This is a genomic window from Psychroserpens ponticola (assembly GCF_023556315.2).
In the GTDB taxonomy this organism is placed as follows: Bacteria; Bacteroidota; Bacteroidia; order Flavobacteriales; family Flavobacteriaceae; genus Psychroserpens; species Psychroserpens ponticola.
Genome location: NZ_CP116221.1, coordinates 1,506,610 through 1,530,897 on the forward strand (window position 1 = coordinate 1,506,610; position 24,288 = coordinate 1,530,897).

18 protein-coding genes are annotated in these 24,288 nt (G+C 29.6%); 16 read left to right on the plus strand and 2 right to left on the minus strand.

Features of this window, described 5'->3' with window-relative positions; genetic code table 11:
• The first annotated feature begins 204 nt into the window (after positions 1–204).
• Both MUN68_RS06650 and MUN68_RS06655 read left to right on the plus strand, forming a co-directional pair.
• Entirely contained in the window at positions 205–3,306 is a 3,102-nt protein-coding gene (locus tag MUN68_RS06650; RefSeq protein WP_249994178.1) for a metallophosphoesterase family protein, read from the plus strand.
• A gap of 516 nt (positions 3,307–3,822) precedes the next feature.
• Entirely contained in the window at positions 3,823–4,965 is a 1,143-nt protein-coding gene (locus MUN68_RS06655) for a hypothetical protein (RefSeq protein WP_249994179.1), read from the plus strand.
• A 607-nt stretch (positions 4,966–5,572) separates the two neighbouring features.
• Here MUN68_RS06655 and MUN68_RS06660 read toward each other — a convergent pair.
• Positions 5,573–9,115 carry a T9SS type A sorting domain-containing protein gene (locus MUN68_RS06660; protein WP_249994181.1) on the minus strand — a complete coding sequence of 1,181 codons (3,543 nt, stop codon included), beginning with the start codon at positions 9,113–9,115 and terminating at the stop codon, positions 5,573–5,575.
• Positions 9,116–9,276: 161 nt separating this feature from the next.
• Here MUN68_RS06660 and MUN68_RS06665 point away from each other — a divergent pair, with 161 nt between their 5' ends.
• From MUN68_RS06665 to MUN68_RS06690, 6 genes are all read left to right on the plus strand, one after another.
• Positions 9,277–10,365, plus strand: coding sequence for a sensor histidine kinase (locus MUN68_RS06665; RefSeq protein ID WP_249994183.1), 1,089 nt, complete (start codon positions 9,277–9,279; stop codon positions 10,363–10,365).
• Positions 10,352–11,074 (plus strand): LytR/AlgR family response regulator transcription factor, encoded by a 723-nt coding sequence (locus MUN68_RS06670; RefSeq protein WP_249994185.1) that lies wholly within the window; start codon positions 10,352–10,354, stop codon positions 11,072–11,074. The genes MUN68_RS06665 and MUN68_RS06670 overlap by 14 nt, the downstream gene beginning before the upstream one ends.
• 11 nt (positions 11,075–11,085) lie before the next feature.
• Positions 11,086–12,264, plus strand: a complete 1,179-nt coding sequence (locus MUN68_RS06675) for an alpha/beta hydrolase-fold protein (protein ID WP_249994187.1) — start codon at positions 11,086–11,088, stop codon at positions 12,262–12,264.
• Positions 12,265–12,410: 146 nt separating this feature from the next.
• On the plus strand, positions 12,411–13,031 hold the full coding sequence (locus MUN68_RS06680; RefSeq protein WP_249994189.1) for a hypothetical protein: 621 nt from the start codon (positions 12,411–12,413) through the stop codon (positions 13,029–13,031).
• A 37-nt stretch (positions 13,032–13,068) separates the two neighbouring features.
• A complete protein-coding gene (locus MUN68_RS06685; protein ID WP_249994191.1) occupies positions 13,069–13,803 on the plus strand; it encodes a CPBP family intramembrane glutamic endopeptidase in 735 nt (244 codons plus the stop codon).
• 30 nt (positions 13,804–13,833) lie between these two features.
• Positions 13,834–16,056, plus strand: a complete 2,223-nt coding sequence (locus MUN68_RS06690; protein ID WP_249994193.1) for a CocE/NonD family hydrolase — start codon at positions 13,834–13,836, stop codon at positions 16,054–16,056.
• Between the two features lie 331 nt (positions 16,057–16,387).
• Here MUN68_RS06690 and MUN68_RS06695 read toward each other — a convergent pair whose 3' ends face one another.
• Entirely contained in the window at positions 16,388–18,487 is a 2,100-nt protein-coding gene (locus MUN68_RS06695) for a helix-turn-helix domain-containing protein (RefSeq protein WP_249994195.1), read from the minus strand.
• A 236-nt stretch (positions 18,488–18,723) separates the two neighbouring features.
• Here MUN68_RS06695 and MUN68_RS06700 point away from each other — a divergent pair, with 236 nt between their 5' ends.
• The 8 genes from MUN68_RS06700 to MUN68_RS06735 all read left to right on the plus strand — a co-directional run bounded on the left by MUN68_RS06700 (position 18,724) and on the right by MUN68_RS06735 (position 24,219).
• Positions 18,724–19,317, plus strand: a complete 594-nt coding sequence (locus tag MUN68_RS06700) for an ankyrin repeat domain-containing protein (protein WP_249994196.1) — start codon at positions 18,724–18,726, stop codon at positions 19,315–19,317.
• 12 nt (positions 19,318–19,329) lie between these two features.
• Positions 19,330–20,415, plus strand: a complete 1,086-nt coding sequence (locus MUN68_RS06705; protein ID WP_249994198.1) for an acyltransferase family protein — start codon at positions 19,330–19,332, stop codon at positions 20,413–20,415.
• A 44-nt stretch (positions 20,416–20,459) separates the two neighbouring features.
• Positions 20,460–21,155, plus strand: a complete 696-nt coding sequence (locus tag MUN68_RS06710; RefSeq protein WP_249994199.1) for a hypothetical protein — start codon at positions 20,460–20,462, stop codon at positions 21,153–21,155.
• Positions 21,156–21,169: 14 nt separating this feature from the next.
• Positions 21,170–21,640: a thioredoxin family protein gene (locus tag MUN68_RS06715; RefSeq protein WP_249994201.1), complete on the plus strand. Its 471-nt coding sequence runs from the start codon at positions 21,170–21,172 to the stop codon at positions 21,638–21,640.
• Between the two features lie 89 nt (positions 21,641–21,729).
• Complete coding sequence (locus tag MUN68_RS06720; protein ID WP_272792418.1) at positions 21,730–22,332, plus strand: hypothetical protein; 603 nt, start codon at positions 21,730–21,732, stop codon at positions 22,330–22,332.
• Between the two features lie 117 nt (positions 22,333–22,449).
• Positions 22,450–23,013 carry a hypothetical protein gene (locus tag MUN68_RS06725; RefSeq protein ID WP_249994205.1) on the plus strand — a complete coding sequence of 188 codons (564 nt, stop codon included), beginning with the start codon at positions 22,450–22,452 and terminating at the stop codon, positions 23,011–23,013.
• Between the two features lie 9 nt (positions 23,014–23,022).
• Entirely contained in the window at positions 23,023–23,730 is a 708-nt protein-coding gene (locus MUN68_RS06730) for a CPBP family intramembrane glutamic endopeptidase (protein ID WP_272792419.1), read from the plus strand.
• Between the two features lie 45 nt (positions 23,731–23,775).
• On the plus strand, positions 23,776–24,219 hold the full coding sequence (locus tag MUN68_RS06735; protein ID WP_249994209.1) for a CocE/NonD family hydrolase C-terminal non-catalytic domain-containing protein: 444 nt from the start codon (positions 23,776–23,778) through the stop codon (positions 24,217–24,219).
• The last annotated feature ends 69 nt before the right edge of the window (positions 24,220–24,288 follow it).

Sequence of the window (24,288 nt, forward strand, 5' to 3'; positions counted from 1 at the left end):
GTTAATGGAACCGCTTGCGGTTCATGAGCTCCTCTAAAACAATAAAAATCTTGCGAATAAACACTCTTTTTACGTAGCGACGATAGGAGCGTAGTGGAATGTGTGAGGAATGGATTAATTGGTTAATATATTGTTTATAAATATAAATTTTACTGCTTATTAAGAAATCAAACTTTCTTATTTTTAGTGATTAAATTTACATAGATGAAGATATTACACATTACAGATTTACATTATACTAACCAAATTGGAGGAAGAACAAAACAAAAGAAATTACTAGACAACTTCTTCAATGACTTAGAAAAAAATATTGATAAAATTGACTTTGTAATATTTTCAGGTGATTTAGTCCAAAGAGGGGACAAAATTGAAGATTTTGAACTTGCAAAAGTTAATTTCCTTGAGAAGATAGTAGCTGTAACAAAAATTAGCAAAGAAAATATTTTCATATGTCCTGGTAATCATGATATAGATAGAAGCGTGGTTTCAAAATCATTAATTAAGTATTTAGATGAGGAGATTGATGATAATATAAAACTGGATGATATTTTTAAACAAAGTAACACTGATTTAATTAACAGTCATAAGCCTTTAGAAAACTATAGGAATTTTGTAAATGATTATTTTAAAGAATGCACTAATTCTTTTGACTATGTAGAAGAAATGTATTCGACTCATATAAGAAATACTAGTTCAGGAAAAATTGGTTTTGTTTGTTTAAATACAGCTTGGAGATCAGTCGGAATAAATGATGATAATAATTTATTATATCCTATTAGCAAAATTGATGAAGCATTAGATAGAATATTATCTTGTGACATAAAAATTGTTTTACATCATCATCCTTTAAAAGATTTGCGTCCTTGGAATTTATACAAGGTTGAGGATTTACTTCATAAAAGATTCGATTTTATGTTAAGTGGACACATTCATAAAAACAATCTGAGTCTAGATTTAACGCCTAATGATGGAGTTATTAAATTAGGTTCTTCTGCAAATCTATCTTTTGAAGTTGAATCTCAAATAGGATATTCTTTAATTAACCTTGATTATATCGAAGATATGTTTAGTGTTGATTTTCGAATGTATGATTTAAAAAATGAAGTTTTTTATCCATTAGATAGCAAGAAATATAACATCCCAACTAATGAAGTTCTCGCAAAACAAAATGAATTAAGAAAAAACATTAGAAGACGTTTTTTAGATGAGCTAGACGATTCAAAATCTCTTTTTGTAGAAAGTGATAATAAGGAAAATCGAAAAGATTTACTAGAATTAAGTACAAACCCAGTTCTTAAAGAAAAATCTATTTCCGAAGTATTAAATGATGATAGTAGTCATCCTGATTATCTTTGGGCTAATTTTTTCAAATTTGAAAAAGACTTCATTGCTTATGGCAAAGATAAATGTGGCAAAACTATTATGCTAAAAAAAATAGAATTAGAACTTTTAAGGGATTTTTCTATTTATAATAAAATACCATTTTATATCGATTTAAAATACTGGAGTAATTCCATAAACGATTTTAACTTTTTTAAAGAATTATCAAAATATTATTATACAAATGCTAATGCGGCAATTAAACTTTTTGAAGAAAAAGATTTCATTCTATTATTAGATAATTTTCATCTAGAAGATAATAAAACGAAAGATGTTCTTGAAAAAATAGTAAGCGAAAATGATAATGTTAGAGTAATAATTTGTTCAATAAATAGCTCTCTAAATTCATTGGATACTGCAAGATTTGATGGAAGAGATTTAAACAAGTTATATTTTCATCGTTTACGTAAAATACACATTAAAGAATTAACCAAAAGAAATTATTCTTTCACAGAGGAGAAAGAGAATCAGGTAGTTGAAAAAATAAATACAATTTTTAAAAAACTTTCTATTCCTTTTAATTATTGGACAATTTCAATATTCTTGTGGGTATTTAATAAAGATGCTAATAACAAACTTCACAACGATGTAGATCTAATTAATCTTTATGTAGAAAAACTTTTAGAGAAGGAACAGTTAACTGTTTCGGCATCTTCATTCACGTTTAATAATTACAAAAAATTATTGGCGCATTTTGCTTACTTTTTATTAAAAGAAAATCACAAGAATTCTTATTATGCTAAGTACTCAGATATTATTGAATTTATTCAGAAATATCTGGATAAAAACCCAAGATTAAGAATAGATCCAAGAGATATTTTTGATTACTTAGATTCAAAAAGTTTATTGCGAAAAAAAGATCCTGATTATTATTCTTTTCGGTTAAATGGTGTTTTTGAGTATTTTGTTGCATATTATATGACTTTCGACCAAGTGTTCTTAAACGAAGCTATTGAAGATGAAAACTTCTATTTGTCATTTTCAAACGAATTTGAACTTTACGCAGGTTTTAAGAGAGATAATGTAGAGTTTCTAAATAAAATTTATAATAAAACAAAAAATCATTTTTTTAATCTAAATCAAGAGTATGATCTAAAAATTACTTCAATAGATACTGTTTTAATAAGCAAAATTGTTGAAGCTGATAAACTAGGAAAGTTAATTGAAAAATATTCTAGAAAATTTCAAGATAGTTTATCTGAAATTCAGCAGGATGAAATTGAAGAGCAAATGAATCAAGAGATGAAACTTGATGAGAATCATAGTGAGGTTAAAATGAAAAAAATTAATTCGCTCAACGAATCATCAAATTCATTAGAAGAGAGTTTGACAATTTTAGGAAAAGTATTTAGAAATACTGATGATATTAATGATTCTGATTTAGTATATAAAATTTTTGATTATATAATTGAAAATGCTTGTTTATGGAGTTTTAAACTTTTAGATGAGTTTGGAGAAATGGATATATCCGAAATAATTAAAACAGATAGTAAAGGAGAGGCTCAAGGTCTTTTAAAACTTATTTCAAATGTAATACCAACGTTAGTACAAGTAAGGCTTTACGATATGCTTGGACATATTAATTTGGAAGGCATAATAATTGAACGATTAGAAAAGTCTAAAACTGACTATAAAAATAATCAGTTTAAATTATTCATTTACACTTTTCTACTTTTAGATATTAATTATTTACAGCATAAAGCTATTGTTGAAGAAATGATACCTTTAATTAAGATTCCAATTATAAAATATTCCTTTTTATTAAAATTAAATTATTATTTAGGTTTTAAAAATAATTTAAGCAATACTGATAAGCGTGAATTAAAAAATAATATTCAAAGCCAATACCTTAAATTTAATAACAAAACTGATGTAGGTGATATTCAAAAGGGTATTGCACATAAAATAAAAAACAAAAAGCAATAATATATTACCAAATTATTTCGACCTCATAAAATTTTGGCTAAAACAATAGGAGAGAGGAACGTAATATTTTAGGCTATACAAATGCAATTATCCTGAGGATATTGTATTTGTATATAACACTTAAGTAAAAGATTGCTTCAAATCATATTTAGCAAAAAATGTACTTTGGGTACAATTTCTTAACGTCAAATAGTCTGAAATATAGTGCAACGAACCGTAATTGTTTCCAAAATTATATACTATTTATGATATTGATTAAGTATCAATGTCGAGAATACTTAACTTGATTTTTTTGTTTAGCTCACGCGTTTATTTTTTAATGGAGTTCGTGAATCTCCTAAAGTCGATTTCTTTTGTTTCAAGACAAAAGATATTGAAAGTTAAAAAAGACTAATTAGAATTATAAATAAATATTAACAAAACTCTACTGTCATTTCAGATTTCATAAAAATACCCTTTAATAGGTATTGTTGCCTTCAGATTTTAATATTAAATTGCGTGCTCAAAATAAAGATTATGAGGAAGTTATATTTAATTTTTTTACTTGGAATATCATTTTGCAGCTTTGGACAAGAAACACTTTATAAGAACTATAAGGTAACCAACTTTATTGATTTTTTGAATGACGATAAACATCAATACGATTTTGATAGTCTCACCGATAAAGTAAAGACGAAAGTAAAATTTTTACTAAAAGAGAAATGCTCTGCCTATGAAGATTTATCTGTGAAAAACCAGAATACTATAGATGCTAAGTTCGATCTTGTAGCAAAAGGCGTAATACCAAGCATTGAATTAAAAGATTGTGCTGGAAATGTCTATCGCATTGATAAATCAAATGTTAATAATCCAGCGACGAAAAAATTAATAGTTATGAAAGAAATGTTGAGAGCGGGAACATTTGGAAATTCAAAGGAAAATAAGAAAACCTATAAAGCGGGTCTGCTATTTAAAGAGAATAAACTATATGTGAATTTATGGCCATTTAAAGAAAAATCTAGTGACAGTGATAGCGATGATGATCAAGCGCAATTGGGAATTAAAAAAACAGTCACTATAGATGATGAAGACAAAGTAATATCTGATGACAATGACCTCAATAAAACTAAAGATACCAGAGAAGTACTATTTTATGAAATACCAGATGATCATACCGCCAAATTAAAGTTTACTGAGGTTACCTTGACAGCAATCACTATTCCTTTGAAATATAGATTTAGAACAAATAGAGCTGCTATTGATGCATCTGATGAGGAAAACCCATTGCAAGTTTCAATTGAAAGTGAGGAATTTAGTACATCTGTAAATATTGCTTTTTTTGGAGGGTATACATGGGGGAATACAAAATTTACTCATCGTAAAAAGATTGGAAACAGGACTTTTACTTCTAAAAATACCCTTGGTGTTTTTATAGGTTCTTCTGCTGTTGAATTGAAGGGAACGAATACTGACATAACTTTGGATCAACCACAAGGGGATAGAGAAGGAACTTTTGGAACAATAAGTTTTGGAATTGGTTATGTAAAAAGTTGGAACAAAATAAGTGTTGGATTATTTGGCGGTATCGATAAAGGAGTAGGTCGTGTTGCTAAAACTTGGATATATAATGGTAAACCTTGGTTAGGTATTGGTGTCGGTTATGACTTATTTAAACTATAACCTTATATAGTGCAACGAACCGTTATTGTTTCCAAAATCATATACTATTTGAGATATTGATTGAGTATCAATGTCGAGAATACCTAACTTGATTTTTTTGTTTAGCTCACGCGTTAATAATGTTTTAAGTGTTCGTGAATCTTCGATGTCTTTTTTTATCAAGAAAAAAAGATTTAATAAAACCTTGACCAGTTCATAACTCTTATAATCTATTTTACATAATAACTATAAGTTTATTTAAAAGTGTTCAAATAGTAACGAGAATAGAATAAGTGCTTAGAATTTTACTTTACTCATGTGTTTAATTATTTCATAAAACTTTAATGGTGGAGTTCGTGAATCTCCTAAAGTCGATTTGGTAAAAGTGAAAGTTGTTACCAATGATTCTTGAAAAAATTTACTCCAAAAGTTTCTTCTACATTGTTAATGGAACACTTTTTATGCGACGACGTAGGAGGGAAGTGTAATGTGTGTGTGGAGTGGTTATAAATAATGAAATGTTTTGATATTTAAATTCTCTTTTTTTCAATAATATACAACCTAATACTCGGTGGGAAGTAAGCTATGTTTAACTGTAACTATTGCTTATTTTATATCTATTATTCTTTTAATATTTTAATATTTTAATATTTCTTTTGTATGTATTATCAATAATAATTTCAGCGATATACACACCTGTCTCTCCTTCAATTTGGATAGGTATGTCTTTTTTGTTGTTATGCTGATTATTAACTATTACTTGTCCAAGTAGATTATAGACTTTAATTTTTACTTGAGCATAATTTTTATTTATTCTTAACGTAAAATCTCCATTGTTTGGGTTTGGAAATAGCAAAAGATCTCCTGCTGTAATATTATAATCATCTACAGATAAATTATTATCGTATATGGTAGCACAAGTGTCGTTAAAAAAAAGCATTAAACCATCAGTAGAACTTGAACTATCACCAGAATACGTTCCTACATAATAGTTGTTTAAGGGGTTACAAAAAAAACCTTGAAAAGATATTATATTGCCTAAATCTACATTGTTAAATACATTAACCTTTGCCAATAAACCTTCAGTTGTATAATTCCCAATAAAAACACTTGTGTTTTCTATAGATATTGATGTTGTGTTGTTATTTATATCATTAAAAATTATGCTCTCACTACCATCAGTTGTAGTTTTTGAAGCACACATGACATTAATCCTATCATTTAGTAGGTCTAATTTATATCCAACCGTATTAACATCTGAATTTTCAGAATCTGAACCAATAATCCAATCACAGAAGCCATCAGCACCAATTTTTTTTAAATAATAGGATTTAGCTAAACTTGAATTTGTAAAGAGAGTACCATCTGCATTTTCAACTGTATGAATGTGGTTATAATTTGTATTGAAGTAACGGTTAGTACCAGTTATATATGTGTTTCCATTGTCATCAGTAATAGCATCATTCATTTGTACATTATTATATTCGCCAGAATTTGTAGAATAACTTCGTGTTACCCATGATAAAGCTCCAGAACTATTGAGTTTAAAAAGGTGTGAATAATAGCTGCCACCAGGCTCATAAACATGGTAGTCTAAATCGGTAGACACACTAGAACCAGTATGATAAATGAACATTTCATTTTTGTATTGTCCTTGAACATAATAATTATTGTTTGAATCAACACCAATTCGTTCTGCATGATAAGGTGTACCAAAAGTTCCTGATGTAGAAAAAATTTCGTTATCCCAAAGAATATTACCATTTGGATCAGATTTTATGATACCATTACAATAACGGTTACTATTGTTAGGAAAAATAATGGTTCCAACTTCATCAGTTTGGACATCATCAAGATAAACAAAGTGATTATTATCATTAGAGAGGTCATAAGTTCCAGTAATAATTAAGTCATTATTATTATCCACTGTCAACCCAGTTGGATAAAATGTTCTTATCCTCATAGACCAGATAAATTCACCTTTACTATTTAATTTTATAATATATCCACCTGAACTTAAATCAACTGAATTTCCTGTATTATCGTAAAACTTACCTGAGTTTGTATTAATGTCAAATCCTATATAAATATTGCCTAGTTGATCTTCCACTGAGGCATTCATAGAATTTGTACCAGAACTATTACCATTAAGTGGTGATCCTGTAAAATAGACCAACCACTTTAAAACTCCTTTAAAATTGTGTTTTGATAAGAAACCACCTTGATTGTTTTCAAGATTAAGGGACACACCATGATTTGTACCAAAAACTTCATTTCTATAAAATCCACCAGTAAGATAACCATCGGAAACTTTTGTTAAATTTGAAATATCTTTATTTCCAAATCCAGTCCAAGAAGGGTTTTTACTTTCATTTAAATAAGACCAACATGTTTGATCGTCTGATGGTTCATTATAAATATAAGGGCTGCTTAATGTTATTTGATCTTCGCAAAAGTTTTCAGAATTAGCAGTTAAGGTCACATCATATGTCCCATTCGAGTTGAAAACGTTTGTTGGATTTGCCAATGTACTTGATACAGTTGTAGCATTTTCAAAATCCCAATTGTAGTAACTAGCTTCAGTACATTGCTCAAAAAAATCAATCACTTCATTTGTTGCTGCATTAATTAAACCTGTATGAAATTTTGCTTCTGTTTGTTCTACAATGATATCAAATGTATTTGTGAAAGAATTATCACAATTAGTAGCAAAGACATTCTGAGATTTTAAATAATAGGTTCCCGTTTCATTTAAAGGAGCAGTATTAAAGGTTATAGTGGCTCCATTACCTTCAACACTTGCACCAAATATTTCATTAGAACCTTGTTTATAGAGTAAGTATTTAACATCAGGTTCAGAATTTTCAAGTTGGATTTCTAAAGGTTCTTCATGACATAAAATAGCATCTATTATGCTGATAGGTTTATCAATCTGTGGTGGATTAACAACATGAATGGATCTAGTATGCTCAGTAAACAAACCATTATTTTCTACTTGTAGTTTAATTTCATAAATACCTACAGTATCAAAAATATAATTAAACGATTCGCAATTTGAACTTTGTACAACATTGTTAATGTACCAATTACATGAAGTAGAACTACCAATTTCAGCTTCAATTTCAGTAGCAAGTGTAGAAACGCATTGTCCTTCAGCGGAAGTAATGAATGCAAAAGGTTCTGCCTCGTTAGTTGGATCTAAGTTTCTTAAAATGACACCATTAGAGCCACAGGCGTATAGTGTAGAATCATCTAAATTTACATTCCAAAACTCAGTGATATTATAGTTTAAAGAACTTGGTTGATATTCGAGAATATCCTTTGAGGTGTTAGACATAAATATACCATGATCTGTGCCAATAAAGTTCCTATTATCTCTACTAAAAATGGTGTTTCCATTGAGTGTACCATAATTGTAATTGGGATATTCAACCACAGAAGCTAAATATAACCGTAAATACCTGTCATTAACACCGTAAGCAGAAGATGTAGAACTATATAAAATGTCTGTATAGGTTTCGTTAGGAGTTTCATAAGTTGTAGAAATTTGAGAAGTTGCGCTATTAATGCTAACTTTATGATGTTTTTCTACAGAACCAATTTTAGCTGAAAGCCCTGAATTATTAAAACTAATGGCTTTTAAATCTTCTGTAAAACTAGTATTTAAAACACTATAATTAGAAATGTTATCTGGAATGCTTACAAATATTCCGTTGTCTCCAACTGCAAAATATCTATCAAAAGTGCTACTATATGCAATATCATTTAGACCACTATTAGATACATTTATTGTCACTATATCATAGTTTAACGACGGAAACTCAACACTTAAAATTACGGCTTTATTAGTAGTTGTGTTTCGGCCTACAGCAAAAATCTTAAATGTATTATCAGTGTTGTCAGGATTACTGAAGCACTTATTAAATGCTGTATTATTATAAAGCGTCGCATTTTGTGTGTTATCTGTAATTTCGAATCGTTGCCAGTTAGAAGAGCCATTTCCTCCATTTAAAGTATAATACAATCCATTTTCAGCAGAAACAATCCCAGTATCTTCAAAAAAGACTATTCCTGATAAATTGTCATTTATTCCTGAGTCAAGGTTTTCCCATTGGCAATATGAATTTTGGTAACTAAAGTAGATTAGTAAAAGAAGTATTGTTTTTTTCAAAATAGTATATGATTGTTTTTTTCAAAATCGTATATGTTGGTTTAACAAAAAACCAGTTTGTCAAATATATCGTTTTTATAAATAACACTTAAACCTCAAATCTTACGTTCCTGTACTTTTCCTTTCAATATTTAAAAGTATTTTGTTGTTTTGCTTTAAGAATGGATATCAATAAAAAAACAAATAATAGTAATACGAAGATATCTCTTTATTGGAAATGTCAATTAATTGGATGGAGTATCGTTTCAGTTTATTGGGCTTATACAGTATATACAAGAGATAATTACGGCATTTTTTATACGTTGTTAAATTATGTATTAGACATTTCTATAGGAATATTCTTAACACATATGTATAGACAATTTGCCTTAAAAGCAAAATGGAGTAGTTTACCCATAAAAAAATTACTAATCCGTTTAGTCCCTACTATAATTTTATTAGCTATTTTATATGTAATAATAAACAATTTAAAATGGTATGTGTACTGGACTTTTATTGCAGGCGAGGATGAAAACATATGGGAATCTATTATTTACTGGGATCCAATTTTACTTACAGGACTTCGACTAATGTCTATTTGGATATTGGCGTATCACTTGTATCACTACTATCAAAAAGAAGTTGTTACTGCTAAAGAAAATGCGCAATTATCTTTAATAGCGAAACAAGCTCAATTAGATAATCTATCGGCTCAATTAAATCCACATTTCTTATTCAACTCCTTAAACTCAATTAAATCGTTGGTCATCGAAAACCCTAAGGTTGCAAGAAGAGCAATTGATTTATTATCAGATTTATTGCGGTCATCATTATATGAAAAAGACAAAGGTTTAATTTCTATTAAAAATGAACTTGCTTTAGTTTATGATTATATTGAATTAGAAAAAATGCGTTTTGAAGAACGTTTGCAATTAGAAATAACAATTGATAAAACATTAAACAGATTCAAAATTCCTACATTAAGTATTCAGTTATTGGTTGAAAACGCCATTAAACACGGCATTGATTTAATTGTTAAAGGAGGAATTATCAATCTTGTAATAAAAAAACAACAAGGTTTTATTGAAATTATTGTTACAAATCCAGGGAAAATAAACAATAAAAAAACTATTGGATTAGGCTTAAAAAATTTACAAGAGCGATTAGCTATTCAATATAAAAACAACGCTGATTTTAGTTTAACTGAATTAAATAAAAATGAAGTTGAAGCAAAAATAAAAATACCATTTACAGTTAATGAAAACATTTAAAACCATAATTATTGATGATGAGCGTTTGGCAAGAGAAGAAGTAAAACGTGCGTTAAAAAATTATCCAGAGTTTGATATTGTTGGTGAAGCCAATAATGTTGATTCAGCTATAATTATCATTGAAAAAGAACAACCAGATATTCTTTTTTTAGACATTCACATGCCAGAAAAATCTGGATTCGATTTGTTAGAAGAATTGACGACTGTTCCCGAAGTGGTGTTTACAACAGCTTACGATCAATATGCAGTAAAGGCTTTTGAAATGAATGCGTTAGATTATTTAGTAAAACCTTTACGTAATGAACGCTTTTCAAAAACTATAGAAAAAGTAAAATTAGAATTAACAAAAAAAAAGGAATTAAATACAGATGTTTTACCTATGAATCGTAAAATATTCATAAAAGATGGTGAAAAATGTTTTTTCATTCCTTTATCAGAAATCTATTTTATAGAATCTATTGGTAACTACGTTCGTTTGTATTTTGGAGATAAAAAGGCAATGATAAAAAGATCTTTAAAATTATTGGAAGAAAAATTAGATGCCACTGTTTTTTTTAGAATTAATAGAAGTCAAATAATAAATACACATTTTATAAAAGAAATTCACCCATATTTCAATAATAAACTTCAAATTAAATTAATAACAGGCGAAACTTTAGAAGCTTCAAGTAGACAATCTGTAAAGTTTAAAAATTGGAATAGTCTTTAAATTCAAAAAAAATGACTCAAAAAAATTATAAAACAAAAATGCTTATCGTGTTTTTGTTGTTCTTGCAATACACAGTAGTTTCGCAAAATGCAACTTCTTATTCAATAGGAAAAACTTATAAAATTAAGTCCAAAGTTTTAAATGAAGAACGTACTTATATTCTTGAATTACCAAGTTCATATAAAACAGGTGAAACAAAGTATCCTATTTTAGTATTATTAGATGGAGAAATGAGTTATCACTCTCATTCAGGAATATTAAACCATATGACACAAGGACGTCAAATTCCTGAAATGATTATTGTTGCCATTACAAATGTAGATAGAAACAGAGATTATACACCAACAAAATATTTAACCAATTTAAATGGATCTAGTGCAATAGAAAACCATAAAACTACAGGAGGTAGCGCAAAATTTTTACAATTTATAGAACAAGAATTATTACTTATTGTTGAAAAAAAGTATAGAACTAACGGATTTAAAACTTTAGTAGGAATTTCACATGGTGGTTTGTTAGTAGGATCTGCTTTTTTATCAAAAGAAACTACATTTAATGGTTTTGTATCTATGGATCCAAGTTTTTGGTGGGACAATCAACACGTAGTAAAACAACTGGAGAAAACGGATTTGAATCAAATAAAAAACAAAAAATTTTATTTATCCACTGCAGATAAATTTGAAAACTTTGATAGAATTCCACATGTGTTTACAGCAAACATTAATAGCCATGAGAAATTTAATACAATCTTAAAAAATAAGGGGTTTTCACCTTCAAATATTGCACTAGAATATTTTAAAGAAGAAAATCATTGGACAGTTGCTCTAATGAGTTTGTATCATGGAATGCAATTCATCTACAAAGGTCTTAAAATGAAAAATATGAATAGTAGTTCTATTGATGAAATTGAACTTTATTATAAAAACAATTATAATGGAAGTTTTTTACCTCCAGAAAACGATATAAATTCTTTAGGGTATAGCTTTTTAATTAATAACCCTAAGAAAGCATTGACGTACTTTAAATTAAATGTAAAAAATTACCCAAAATCATCTAATGCTTTTGATAGTTTAGGAGAAGTATATTTTAATTTAGGTGATAAAGTGAATGCGTTAATGAGCTATAAAACGTCTTTTGATTTAGATCCGAATAATAAAAACGCCTTAAAAATGATAGAGAAACTAAACTAACTGTTTTTCAAATAAGTATAATCTATGCTCCTTTTAAAATTTAATGTTTTAACGCTTGTAAGCATATTTCTACGTTGCTGTACTTTCTCTTTTTAACTATTTATATAATCTATTTCTTTGTGCTATAATTAATAAAAAATCATATTATGAGTTATTTAAAAGGAGTATTTCAATTAGTAAAAATCATTGTTGCAGTTATAATTCCCCTATTATATTCTTTCTGTATAAACACCGCTTTAGTCGCAAATCAACTCACCTTAGCTGATTATTCAGTTGGAGAGAAATGGGTTTGGAAATATAAAGGCGTAACCACTGAAGGCGAAGTCCGTTCAGAAGGAGAAGACACAAAAGAAATAATTAGCACAAATGGTGTATTAAGTATGACTGTCGGAAACGATACAATTCCACTATCAGACATTGTAAAGCCAGAAGCGAGTGAAACACCAAGATATAAATGGCCTTTAAAAGTTGGTAAAACTTGGAAATATGAAAAAAACTGGACAAGTCAAGATGGTACCACAGGAACACAAAGTCAAGATGCAAAAGTGTTATCTTATAAAGAAGAAACGGTTGGAGCAGGAACATTTATGGCTTACACTATTGAATACATAGGAACCGTTTCAAATTCAAGAGGATATAACGCACAAACCGATGAAGTTTGGTTGTATGCTCCAGAAATAAAAAATTTCATTAAAATGACGCAAACTCAAGATGGCTTTTTATACAATGAAGAGTTAATTAAGTACGTAAATCCAAGTAAAAAGTAATATATACTATTACTTCTCACTTTTCAAATTAATCAATATGGGTGAAGAAAAAAAAGCACAGTTAACAATAAAAAAGGGAATTCTTGCCATTGTTGGTATGTACGTATGTCAGCTTCTAGCAGGAATTATAACCTCTTATGCTTTTAAGTTGTTTGTTCCGTCAAAGACGGTTCCTATTGAAATAATTGGAGTGACGTCTGTCTTGTTAAGCGGCATTATGATATTGTTTCTATTCTGGTGGGATCTAAATAGGTATGGCAAATCATTATATGCACAGATAGGACTGCAAGCTAGTAAAATCAAAAATAACAAAGCAGTTTTATTAGTGATAGCGGCATTGGTATTGACACATTTTTTAGCCTGGATATATAGGTCGGTTATTTTACCAAGCTTTGACCAAGCAGGTATTATCGGCAGTGGGTCTAAAATGTTTAGTTTTATTCATGCCAACGGAGGAGCACTTGAAATGAGTGGATTTTTACTATTGGCACTTATTGTGGGTCCTATAATGGAAGAGGTTGTTTTTAGAGGATATTTGCAATCGTCATTAACAAAGCGGATACCTGCTTGGGCAGCTATATTAATAACTTCTGTTGTTTTTACTGCTGGCCATAGCCCAATGATTTTATGGCCAATGTATTTTCTATTTAGTATAACTTGGGGTTGGATATATTTAAGAACAGAATCTTTAAAAATGGCCATTCTAATACATGTCTTAAGCAACTTATTTTATACTGTTATTGGTTTTACAGGTTGGGATATTCTTGCTTAATTTAATCTATTTGCACCATAAAAAAAATCAATGAAAAAGACATTTCTGTTACTACTTTTATTCGCAATTAACACGTTTTCTTTTGCACAAGAATTGCCATTTAAAAAGGTGAAACTATCAGATTCAGTAGCACTTGAAAATCAAATGCAGCAATTGGCAACAAGATGTGATACTCGAAATTTATCTGAATTAGACTTGTTTAAGTTTCAGTTAATTAAAGGTAATTATAAAGAAGCATTGATTACTTTTCAAAAAAGAATTAAAGAAACACCAACAGAACAAAGACAGTATTTAGATGTTTATATGCATTATGTGGAAGCTAAATTATCTAAGAGCTTTAAAGATGCATTTAAAAAATCATATAGAAAATACGTAAAGAATTCTAATGATATACAAGTGATTAATTTAGACAAAGCATTAATCATTAGAGATCCTACAGATTATTATGTTGGTAATTTTAAGAATACCTATCAAAACATTACATCTGACAAAATATCACAAGAAATCGCTATAGATTTAGTAAAAAAATACTTTTTAAGTATGGTGTTTTCATCAACTAGAGCAATTTATTTTGAAGAAATAGCACAAGATCATAAACGTAGGTATGCCATAAATGATAGTATTGTAATTTCTATGAAAGATGGTGCAGAAGTTTCAATTGTAGTTGTAAAACGAAAAGGAAATACAACAACCAAAAAATCGACCATTTTAGTTTCTTCTATTTACGCAGGAACTAATGAAACGGCTGCCATGTTAGCAGCATCTAAAGGATATATTGGAGTTATTGCTAATACCAGAGGAAAAAGATTGAGTACAAGTGATATAAAGCCTCTTGAATATGAAAACACAGATGTGTATGAAGTCATCGATTGGATTAGCAAACAATCATGGTCTAATCAAAAAGTAGCCATGGTTGGTGGTAGCTATAATGGCTTTACACAATGGGCTTCAATGAAACACAACGTGCATCCTGCATTAAAAACCATTGTGCCAATGGTGGCTGTTGCCCCTGGAATAGATTATCCGATGGAAAACAATATACTTCATAATTATTCGTATTCATGGAATTTTTATGTCACCAATAATAAGTTTTTAGATTTTGAAGTTTCAAATGATTTTAAACGTTGGAATACCTTAAAAAATAAATGGTATAAAACAGGGGTTGCCTTTAATAAATTGGATAGTTTAGATGGAGAAGTCAATACATTATGGAACACCTATATGCAACATTCTAGTTATGATGATTATTGGAAAAAAATGATTCCATATGAGGAGGAGTTTGCTAAAATTGATATTCCTATTTTAACGATCACTGGTTATTATGATGACTCGCAACGAGGAGCTATGTATTATTTTAATGAGCATCATAAATACACAAAAAAACCAAATCATTACTTATTAGTTGGGCCTTATGATCATTGGACTGCGCAAACCAAACCGGAAGAAAGCCTAAGAAATTACAAATTAGATAAAGCTGCTTTGATAAACATTGAAGAAGATGTTATTTATCAATGGTTTGATTACATTTTAAATGGAAAAGAAAAACCTAGCATTTTAAAAGATAAAGTCAATTTTCAGGTCATGGATACCAATACTTGGATGCATAAACCAAGTTTAAATGCCATGACAAATGATACGTTGACGTTTCATTTAAGTTCTGATAAAATCAAAGATTTTTATGCCTTAAAACCGAAACAAAATAATTCAGAGATTCAAATGTCTGTTGATTTTAAAGATAGGGAAAGTATGACCAATACGGATTATTATCCTTGGCCCTTAGAAAAGGAGAATATCAACTTAAAGGATGGTTTAATTTTTAAATCTGAAGCATTACTTGAAGATGTCATTATAAACGGATCATTTTTTGGCAACCTAGAGTTTACAATCAATAAAAAAGATGTTGACTATTCTGTTATTATATATCAATTAACTCCAGAAGGAAACTATTTTCATCTTAGTTATTATATAGGTAGAGCTAGTTATGCCATAGATAGAGAGCATAGAAATTTGTTAACTCCTAATCAAAAGACGCAAGTATCTTTTAACAATTCAAAACTAATTAGTAAAAAGTTAGAAAAAGGCAGTAGGATAGTGGTAGTACTTAACGTTAATAAAAACAACAATGCGCAACTTAATTATGGCACAGGTAAAGATGTAAATATCGAAAGCGTTAAAGATGCCGAAATTCCTTTAAAAATAACTTTTACAGGCAACAGTAGTATTTCTTTACCAATTTGGAATTCAATAAAATAATTCGATTTAATTGAACTTCTTAGAATAACATTATGTAAAATAAAACGAAAATGTTCTATTCGCTATTTTACTTACACGAATGCATTTGTACTATAATGTACTTGCGTTATGTAAAGATGGGCTTTGGTTAAATGCGCATTTTAAATATTACTTTTCTATATTTTTTTCTTTTCAAATGTTTCTCTACTAAAGTTAATGAAACACTCTTTTTAAGAAAGGGCAGAGGAGTGGAGGAAAATGTGTGTGGAATGGCAATAATATCATAAACTAAATATTGTAACTGCTTTTTTCTATTAAAAAATCCTTAAAAACTTATTTTAAATCAAATGAATTATAATAGGTTTTTATCTTTTAATGATTTTTTCAGCTCATTATGATTTTCCCAGAATCTATCTTTAATTTTTTGAATTACTTCATCATATTCTGGATGACTTTTTAAAGTTTTCATTAAGGGGTCTTCTTCAATGAATAGCAGAAACCAATATTGGTAATTATTTTTGGTCGAAAATACTTTCAATTGCTCTATTGCTAGATTGGATTTTCCTTCATGCAAGTATTTCATAGCCAAACTAGCTGGCTGGTATATAGATTTATCATTTTCACAATATGCCGCATAGGCTCTATAATAATCTTTGGCTTTATCCTTTAAGCCCATTTTATCGAATACCAATCCAATCTTTAGATTTTCTTGAGGATACATATCTAGTCCATTACTTGCCTTAATTTTTTCAAATTTATCATAGTAGTAAAAAGCGCTATCATATTTTTTTTGGAAATAATAAAACTTGCCCACTTCCTGCATTATGTCTAGACGTGTTGTATCTTTTTTCCATTCGTTAACTAATGCACCAGTAGCCTTTTCCATATTTTGATGTTGTGCGTATTGTATAAATACGTTTAAAAATGGTGCATAATAATTCGCTGGATTATTATCTAATGACAACTCTATATACTTCTGTGCTTCATCTGTAAAGCCATTTTGAACAAAGGCATTACTTAAGGCCAAATACATATAGCTTTTGTTAATTGAATCGTTCGCTTCAATATCCAGTTGCAAACCTTTTAAGGCATATTGTAAATATTTACCTGTATCAGGAACTGCTCGTGAATACAGATCAGCAAGAATTTGTATAACAGAAGACGCATTGGGATTATATTCTAAGGCTTTTTCTAAATGTGGAATAGCTAATCGAAACTCATTACTGTTTATATAGTAAAGTGCCTTTGCAATGAGGCTGTTGGCAGATTTTGAATCATAAAGCAATGCCTTATCTGCATTTTTGTTAATGATATCTGTAAATTGCTTTTGTGCTTGGTTTACGTCTAAATAATAGTATGATGTTGCAATTTGAGCATATGCGAGTGCAAATTCAGGGTCTTGTTCTATCGCTTTTTCAAATAAAATAATAGCAGCTTCTAAACCCTCTTTAGTTTCTTCTTGAAGTCGTTCAAGCCCTTTTAAGTAATAATCATAAGCCAATACGTTTTCTGTTGGTTTCTTATCAATTTGTTGTAATTCAGCTGGAGTTACTGTTGCTTTTATGGATTCAGCAATCTTTTTAGCAACTTCATTCTGTACAGAAAAAATATCTTTAGTTTTATGATTGTACTGTTCCGCCCATATGGGCGTGTCATTTGAGGCATCGATCAATTGAATATTCAATAAAACCTTATTGTCAGCACGTTGACCACTTCCTTCAATCAAATAGTTAACATTAAGTTCTTTTGCTATTTCTGAGATGGTCTTATCTGTATCTCTATATTTTTCTACGGATGTCCTACTTATTACTCTAAGATCTTCTATCTTTTGTAAATTGTTTAGTGTGGACTCCATAAGTCCGTTTACAAAATACAAGTTATTCGAATCACTACTCATATTCTTAAACGGCAATACAGCTATGGATTTTTTAAGATTGGTATCTTTTTTATCAGCATTAAGTGTTTCTTTTGGAAAAAACAGGAATACTACTATGACTGCTATTAAGGCAGCTGCTAATCGTATTTGAATTCGGTACTGTTGAAAAAATCCTTTTTTAGCAACTTCAATAGTGTCTGTGTTTTGGCTATCTTCTTGTATTAATTCTACTTGTTCGTCTATCTTTTTTCTAGATTCGCCTGGTGAATACCCATAATAGTCTCTAAAGCATTTAATGAAATAAGAATTATTACTAAATCCAACCTGATAAGAAATTTCAGAAACCGTAAGTTCCGTTTCTTCTAACAGAGTCATGCCTTTTTGCAATCGAACTTCACGAATAAACTGACTGGCACTACCTTGTGTTTGTTTCTTAATCTTACGCAACAAGTTTGATCGACTCATATTCATCAAGTCTGCCAATTCTGAAACCCCAAATTGCTCATTAGAGATGTTCTCTAAAATGAGAGCCTCAGCCAGTTCTATAAATTTTCCTTGATGTGGGATGTTAGACATGTTGTTTTGTACTATGTCAAATGTAAATATTTATATTGAAACATTCTACCGCTTAAAGTTCAAAATTCTATGTCAAAAACAGTTGCTTGCGTCATAATTTATACTTCTGCGTCATAATTTTCAACTCGTCATCAAACTTGATATAATAGGCTTCATGCGCATTACAAGCCAAGTAGCTTAGTGTCGCATCTTTGTAGAAACAAAAATCAAGTTATTAATCATTACACAAATAAATTATGAAAACACTTAAAATTACTTCAATTAAAATGACCATTCAGATGGTATTCTTTGCGCTTTTATTAACAAGTTCATGTGCACAATCTGATAAAAAAACAGACTCAGATAATATTGCTAATACAACAAAGACAGTAAACAAACCAAGTTTAGATATACATGCTGCAGTATTAACCGGAAATTTGGAAGCCGTTAAGCAGCATATTGAAGCTGGGACAGATATTAATCAAAAAGAGGCCATGTCTGGATCTACACCTTTAATGTCTGCAGCCACATTTAATAAACCTGAAATAGCTAAAGCCCTTATAAATGCAAATGCAGATTTGTCTATAAAGAATAATGATGGAGGAACGGCTTTACATACAGCAGCATTCTTTGGACGTATTGAAATTGTACAGTTATTGATTGATGCAAAAGCAGATAAAACGGTTCGCAATAATTTTGGAGCTACAGCAAGAGAAATAGTTATGGTAGATTTCGATCAAATGAAACCTATTTATGAAATGCTAATTCAACAATTACAACCAATGGGTTTTACATTAGACCTTAATGAATTGCAAAAAGCACGTCCTGTTGTTGCAATGATGTTACAATAAACACAATTTAAGATGACCACAGAAAGAAGATACGATATAGATTGGTTAAGAGTCATTGCTATTGGTTTATTACTGATTTACCATATAGCCATTATATTTCAACCTTGGGCATTGTTTATAGGTTTTATAAAAAGTGATGACGCATTAGAAGGACTTTGGAAACCAATGACAATGCTTAATGTTTGGCGAATACCCTTACTCTTTTTTGTATCAGGAATGGGGCTCTATTTTGCAATGAAAAAAAGAAATTGGAAGCAGTTATTTTTCGAGCGAGGAAAACGAATTCTTTTACCTTTTGTGTTCGGATTTTTGGCAATTACACCATTACATTTTTTAATTTTTCAGAACTACTATAATATGTCTTTAAGCTATTTTCCGCATATGGGCCATTTATGGTTTCTAGGAAACATCTTTGTATATGTCGTAGTGTTGTCACCTGTTTTTTTCTATTTAAAGAATAATGAAAATGGAAAATTTAAGAAAGTAATTTCGAAAGTCATGACCTATGCTTTTGGTCCACTAACCATATCTGTTTTTTTTATGTTGGAAATAGGTTTAGTAAAACCACAACTATTTGAACTGTACGCTCAAACTTGGCATGGCTTTTTTATAGGATTTCTGGCTTTCTTTTTTGGTTTTCTTTTTGTGTTTACTGGTAAAGCATTCTGGCAAACCGTTTCAAAGTGGAAATGGTTGTATATAGGAATAGCAGCGGTTTTATTTACGCTTCGATTCACAGGATATGAATCTATATCAAATATGTATATCACTACAATAGAATCTAATGCTTGGATATTAGGTTTATTCGGAATAGGATATAGCTACCTTAATAAACCAAGTAGCTTACTAAGTTATTTGAGTGCAGCTGTTTATCCTGTTTATATTATTCACATGTTTGTTTTATATGCAGGAGCATTACTCATTCTGCCATTAGATCTTCATCCTATGCTAGAGTTTATTGCAATCACCCTATTTACGTTTATCGTCTGTTTTCTTATTTATGAATTTATCCTTAGACGAATTAATATTTTAAGACCATTGTTTGGATTGAAATGGAAATTTAAAAGTGTCGAACAGAAAAGATTAAAGAATATTTAGAGTCAAATCCAATACTCTGTTTCAAATTGATAAACCATTAAGTCATGATAAAATTATTTAGAAAAAATAGACAAAAAATGCTGACTAATAATAAGTTCGGGAATTATGTAGCCTATGCCGCGGGAGAAATTATTCTGGTTATTGCAGGAATTCTTATTGCTTTAGCAATTAATGAACATTCAAATAGCGAGAAGAAATTAGAGTTACGAAATTCATACATTATTCAGTTGAATGATGAAGCAGATCGTAATCTAAAAAAGCTAGCAATTCTAGATAATGAGTCAAAGCAAATGCTCAAAGAGTTAGATACAGTATTCAAAATATTATTATTTAAAGATTATGATAACCCAAGATTATCGACAAAATCATTCTATTTAATAATGTCTAAAAAGTTTTATCCAGTTATGATAACCTATGAAAATTTAAAGTTTTCAGGTGATTTAAAATTGTTTGACGATTTAAACTTACGTAACGCTATCTCTGAAACCTACGAAACATTTAACCCAATAGAAAAACTAGAATCTTCAGAACAACAGGCAATTGAGGCCTATTACGAAAATTTTTTGATGCGAAACGTTAAATTTAGGGATATGGGCATATCGTCAGACACTTACGAAAAAGACATTTATTTTGAAAATATGGTGTTAACGAGAATGACAACGATTGCACAAAATCGAGAGGCCTACAGTAATGCAATTGAATCCTTAGAAAACCTAAAAAATACTTATGCTGAATTATAAAACACAAATTAAAAATGAAGAATAAAAAAAATAGCTCAACTATAAAGAAATCAAAAAAGAAATCGCATCCCTTTTGGCAATTTTTCTGGTTAACATTTCTTGTCGTTTCTCTTTGGTATGCATGGTACTCATTTTATGCGCCTTCAAATGATATTACTTGGACAAATGACATTGAATCTGCTCAAAAACTTGCCAGCAATTCTGATAAAAATATTATGATATTCTTTACTACGGAATGGTGCTCACCTTGTCGCATTATGAAACGTCAAGTTTTTGCTGATAACGAAGTTATGAAAGCTATGGATGCGGAAGTTGTACCAGTTGAAATTGACATTGATGACCCTAATAATGAACAACTTGTAAAGCAATATAATATTGGTGCTACACCAACAACCATCTTTATTGATTTTGAGGGAAAGGTAATTTCTTACGCTGTTGGAAAAGTAGAGAAGACAAAATTCCTAGAAATGCTTGAAAATCAATAAGGGTTTACAGAGAAGTAAAAAAACAGAAATTATAAAAATTTAATATAAAAAAGTAATCATCAATTTAATCAATCAAAAAACGAACAATCATGAAAACAATCAAAAAACAAATAGTATTAAGAATGGCTTGTCTAGCCTTTGCATTAGTATCTAGTATAACATACGCACAAAACACAAATCCAGAAACTACAACACAAAGAGATGGCTTCATCTTCGAATTTGTAGTAGGTGGAGGCATTATCAGTATAGAAGATAGTGCAGGTATTCAAACATTTGACACATCTCAAGGAACATTCGTTTTTCCAGATTTGAAGTTTGGCTACATGTTAAACGAGAAACTCGCTATTACTCTTTCAATGCCAGGAAACATTTATGAATTTCAGAATAATGACAGGAACTTTGGAGGTTTTATTCCATCCGTACAATATTGGGTAAAAGATCGTTGGTGGATTCATGGAGGTATTGGTTTAGCTATAGATTCGCCAGCACTTTATGATATTAAAGACGATGTAAATGACGATTGGAACTTTGGTTGCGCTGTTATGGCAAGTACAGGTTACGAAATTTACAAAAAGAAAAACTTTGCGCTTAATGTACAGTCTAAATTAGTGCTTGGTCGTACGTCTTTTGATGGAGATGAACATAGAGATGCTTTAATCTTTAATATAGGATTAGGGTTTAGTTGGTTATAAATTTTCACCCTAATTATGCAATAGAAGATCGGAATATAACTTTAGTATTTACAGTATTTCTATACAGTAATAGATTTTGTATTGCATAATTAGGGTTTGATATTAATGATGAATAAAATGAAACAATTAACCAAATTTATAGAAAAGAATAGTTCAGGAAAAAAAGTTTTAGGACTTTTTATCTTAACCAATGTTGTTTACACCTTTATGCTGACTGTTACAATTCCTAAAACAATGGAATTCTCTAACGGAATGAAATTACTGGATATGATGCCTACAGGATATGATTGGGATTATGTAAGTGAATTATTGACTTCGCTTGGAGAAAATGGACGTTTGACGTATCTGACCAATCAAATACCTGTGGATATGATTTACCCACTACTATTCGGACTCTCTTACTGTTTGCTTTTGGGATATTTCTTAAAAAAATTAAACAAATTAGATTCCCCTTATATCTATCTCAGTCTATTACCCATAATTGCAGGGATTGCGGATTATTTGGAGAATTTCGGAATTATCAGAATGTTAAAAAGTTACCCTGATTTGACAGAGATTTCAGTAAAAACGACTAGCTTATTTTCACTGATAAAAAGTATTTCGACAACTACTTTTTTTATTACCCTAATTATCGTTTTAATGATACTTGGGCTAAAAACCATAAATAAAAAAAACAATTAGATGAATGATATGGAACCACAAAAGAAACCCTTTAATATTAAAATACTTGCAGAAGTAGCAATTGTATTCCTAACTATAGTGAGCATAAAACACCTTGCGGATTATTTCGAAGTGATTGGTGCTGGCTCAATAGCAATTTGGTGTGGAATTATAGTTAGTACAATTTTTATGAAACAAAATAAAATAAAATGGAAAGCGTTTGGACCTAAGATTCCAAAAGGCACAAAAAATTGGTTGATTAATATATTGATAGCACTTGGCACTGTAATACTAGTTTTTTCAATTATGGGACTAATTGTAAAACCAATTTTGGAAAGTTTTGGTCTAACTAACCCAGCAGGTGTAGCTGATAGATTTGCCTTTTTTATGGGAAAACCTCTTGTGTTTATAGGTTACCTAATTACAGTTGTTTGGTTTGGTGCAGCGTTAGGTGAAGAGTTGTTATTTCGTGGATATTTACTAAATAGATTGGTTGATTGTTCTGGAAATAATAAATTGGGAATAATTATGGCATTAATTACACATGCTGTAATATTTGGAATGCTACATATTTACCAGGGACTAGCAGGTGTTATTGCCACTGGTTGTATTGCCCTTATATTTGGTTCAGTCTATTTTATAATTAAGCGAAAACTTTTTCCTATAATAATTGCACATGGAATTATTAATTCTTTCAGTCTTATTGGATTATACCTAAATGATGGCATTATAAGTTAGAGCTCTTGGCCTTTAGAAAAGGAGAATATCAAATTAAAGGATGGTTTGGTTTTTAAATCTGAAGCCTTAAAAGATGATGTCATTATAAATGGATCATTTTTTTGCAACTTGGCGTTTACAATCAATAAAAAAGATGTGGATTTTTCGGTAATCGTCTATCAACTAACGCCAGAAGGAACATACTTTCATTTAAGTTACTATATAGGCAGAGCTAGTTATGCCATAGATAGAGAGCATAGAAATTTGTTAACGCCTAATGACATTACACAAGTATCTTTTAACAATTCAAAACTAATTAGTAAAAAGTTAGAAAAAGGCAGTAGGATAGTGGTAGTGCTTAACGTTAATAAAAACAACAATGCGCAACTTAATTATGGCACAGGTAAAGATGTAAATATCGAAAGCGTTAAAGATGCCGAAATTCCTTTAAAAATAACTTTTACAGGGAAGAGTAGTATTTCTTTACCAGTCTGGAATTTTAACAAATAAAATATTCTGTTATAATAATTTGCTTCAAGCGTATCTGTTTTTGAATGAAATCTAGATTTATAAATAAGT

What these genes read in the sequence shown, in the direction of transcription:
- MUN68_RS06690 (WP_249994193.1), top strand. Translation starts at nt 13,834, where the DNA reads ATGAAAAAGACATTTCTGTTACTACTTTTATTCGCAATTAACACGTTT.
- MUN68_RS06700 (WP_249994196.1), top strand. Translation starts at nt 18,724, where the DNA reads ATGAAAACACTTAAAATTACTTCAATTAAAATGACCATTCAGATGGTA.
- MUN68_RS06710 (WP_249994199.1), top strand. Translation starts at nt 20,460, where the DNA reads ATGATAAAATTATTTAGAAAAAATAGACAAAAAATGCTGACTAATAAT.
- MUN68_RS06675 (WP_249994187.1), top strand. Translation starts at nt 11,086, where the DNA reads ATGACTCAAAAAAATTATAAAACAAAAATGCTTATCGTGTTTTTGTTG.
- MUN68_RS06715 (WP_249994201.1), top strand. Translation starts at nt 21,170, where the DNA reads ATGAAGAATAAAAAAAATAGCTCAACTATAAAGAAATCAAAAAAGAAA.
- MUN68_RS06725 (WP_249994205.1), top strand. Translation starts at nt 22,450, where the DNA reads ATGAAACAATTAACCAAATTTATAGAAAAGAATAGTTCAGGAAAAAAA.
- MUN68_RS06680 (WP_249994189.1), top strand. Translation starts at nt 12,411, where the DNA reads ATGAGTTATTTAAAAGGAGTATTTCAATTAGTAAAAATCATTGTTGCA.
- MUN68_RS06650 (WP_249994178.1), top strand. Translation starts at nt 205, where the DNA reads ATGAAGATATTACACATTACAGATTTACATTATACTAACCAAATTGGA.
- MUN68_RS06730 (WP_272792419.1), top strand. Translation starts at nt 23,023, where the DNA reads ATGGAACCACAAAAGAAACCCTTTAATATTAAAATACTTGCAGAAGTA.
- MUN68_RS06705 (WP_249994198.1), top strand. Translation starts at nt 19,330, where the DNA reads ATGACCACAGAAAGAAGATACGATATAGATTGGTTAAGAGTCATTGCT.
- MUN68_RS06655 (WP_249994179.1), top strand. Translation starts at nt 3,823, where the DNA reads ATGAGGAAGTTATATTTAATTTTTTTACTTGGAATATCATTTTGCAGC.
- MUN68_RS06665 (WP_249994183.1), top strand. Translation starts at nt 9,277, where the DNA reads ATGGATATCAATAAAAAAACAAATAATAGTAATACGAAGATATCTCTT.
- MUN68_RS06695 (WP_249994195.1), bottom strand. Translation starts at nt 18,487, where the DNA reads ATGTCTAACATCCCACATCAAGGAAAATTTATAGAACTGGCTGAGGCT.
- MUN68_RS06685 (WP_249994191.1), top strand. Translation starts at nt 13,069, where the DNA reads ATGGGTGAAGAAAAAAAAGCACAGTTAACAATAAAAAAGGGAATTCTT.
- MUN68_RS06720 (WP_272792418.1), top strand. Translation starts at nt 21,730, where the DNA reads ATGAAAACAATCAAAAAACAAATAGTATTAAGAATGGCTTGTCTAGCC.
- MUN68_RS06670 (WP_249994185.1), top strand. Translation starts at nt 10,352, where the DNA reads ATGAAAACATTTAAAACCATAATTATTGATGATGAGCGTTTGGCAAGA.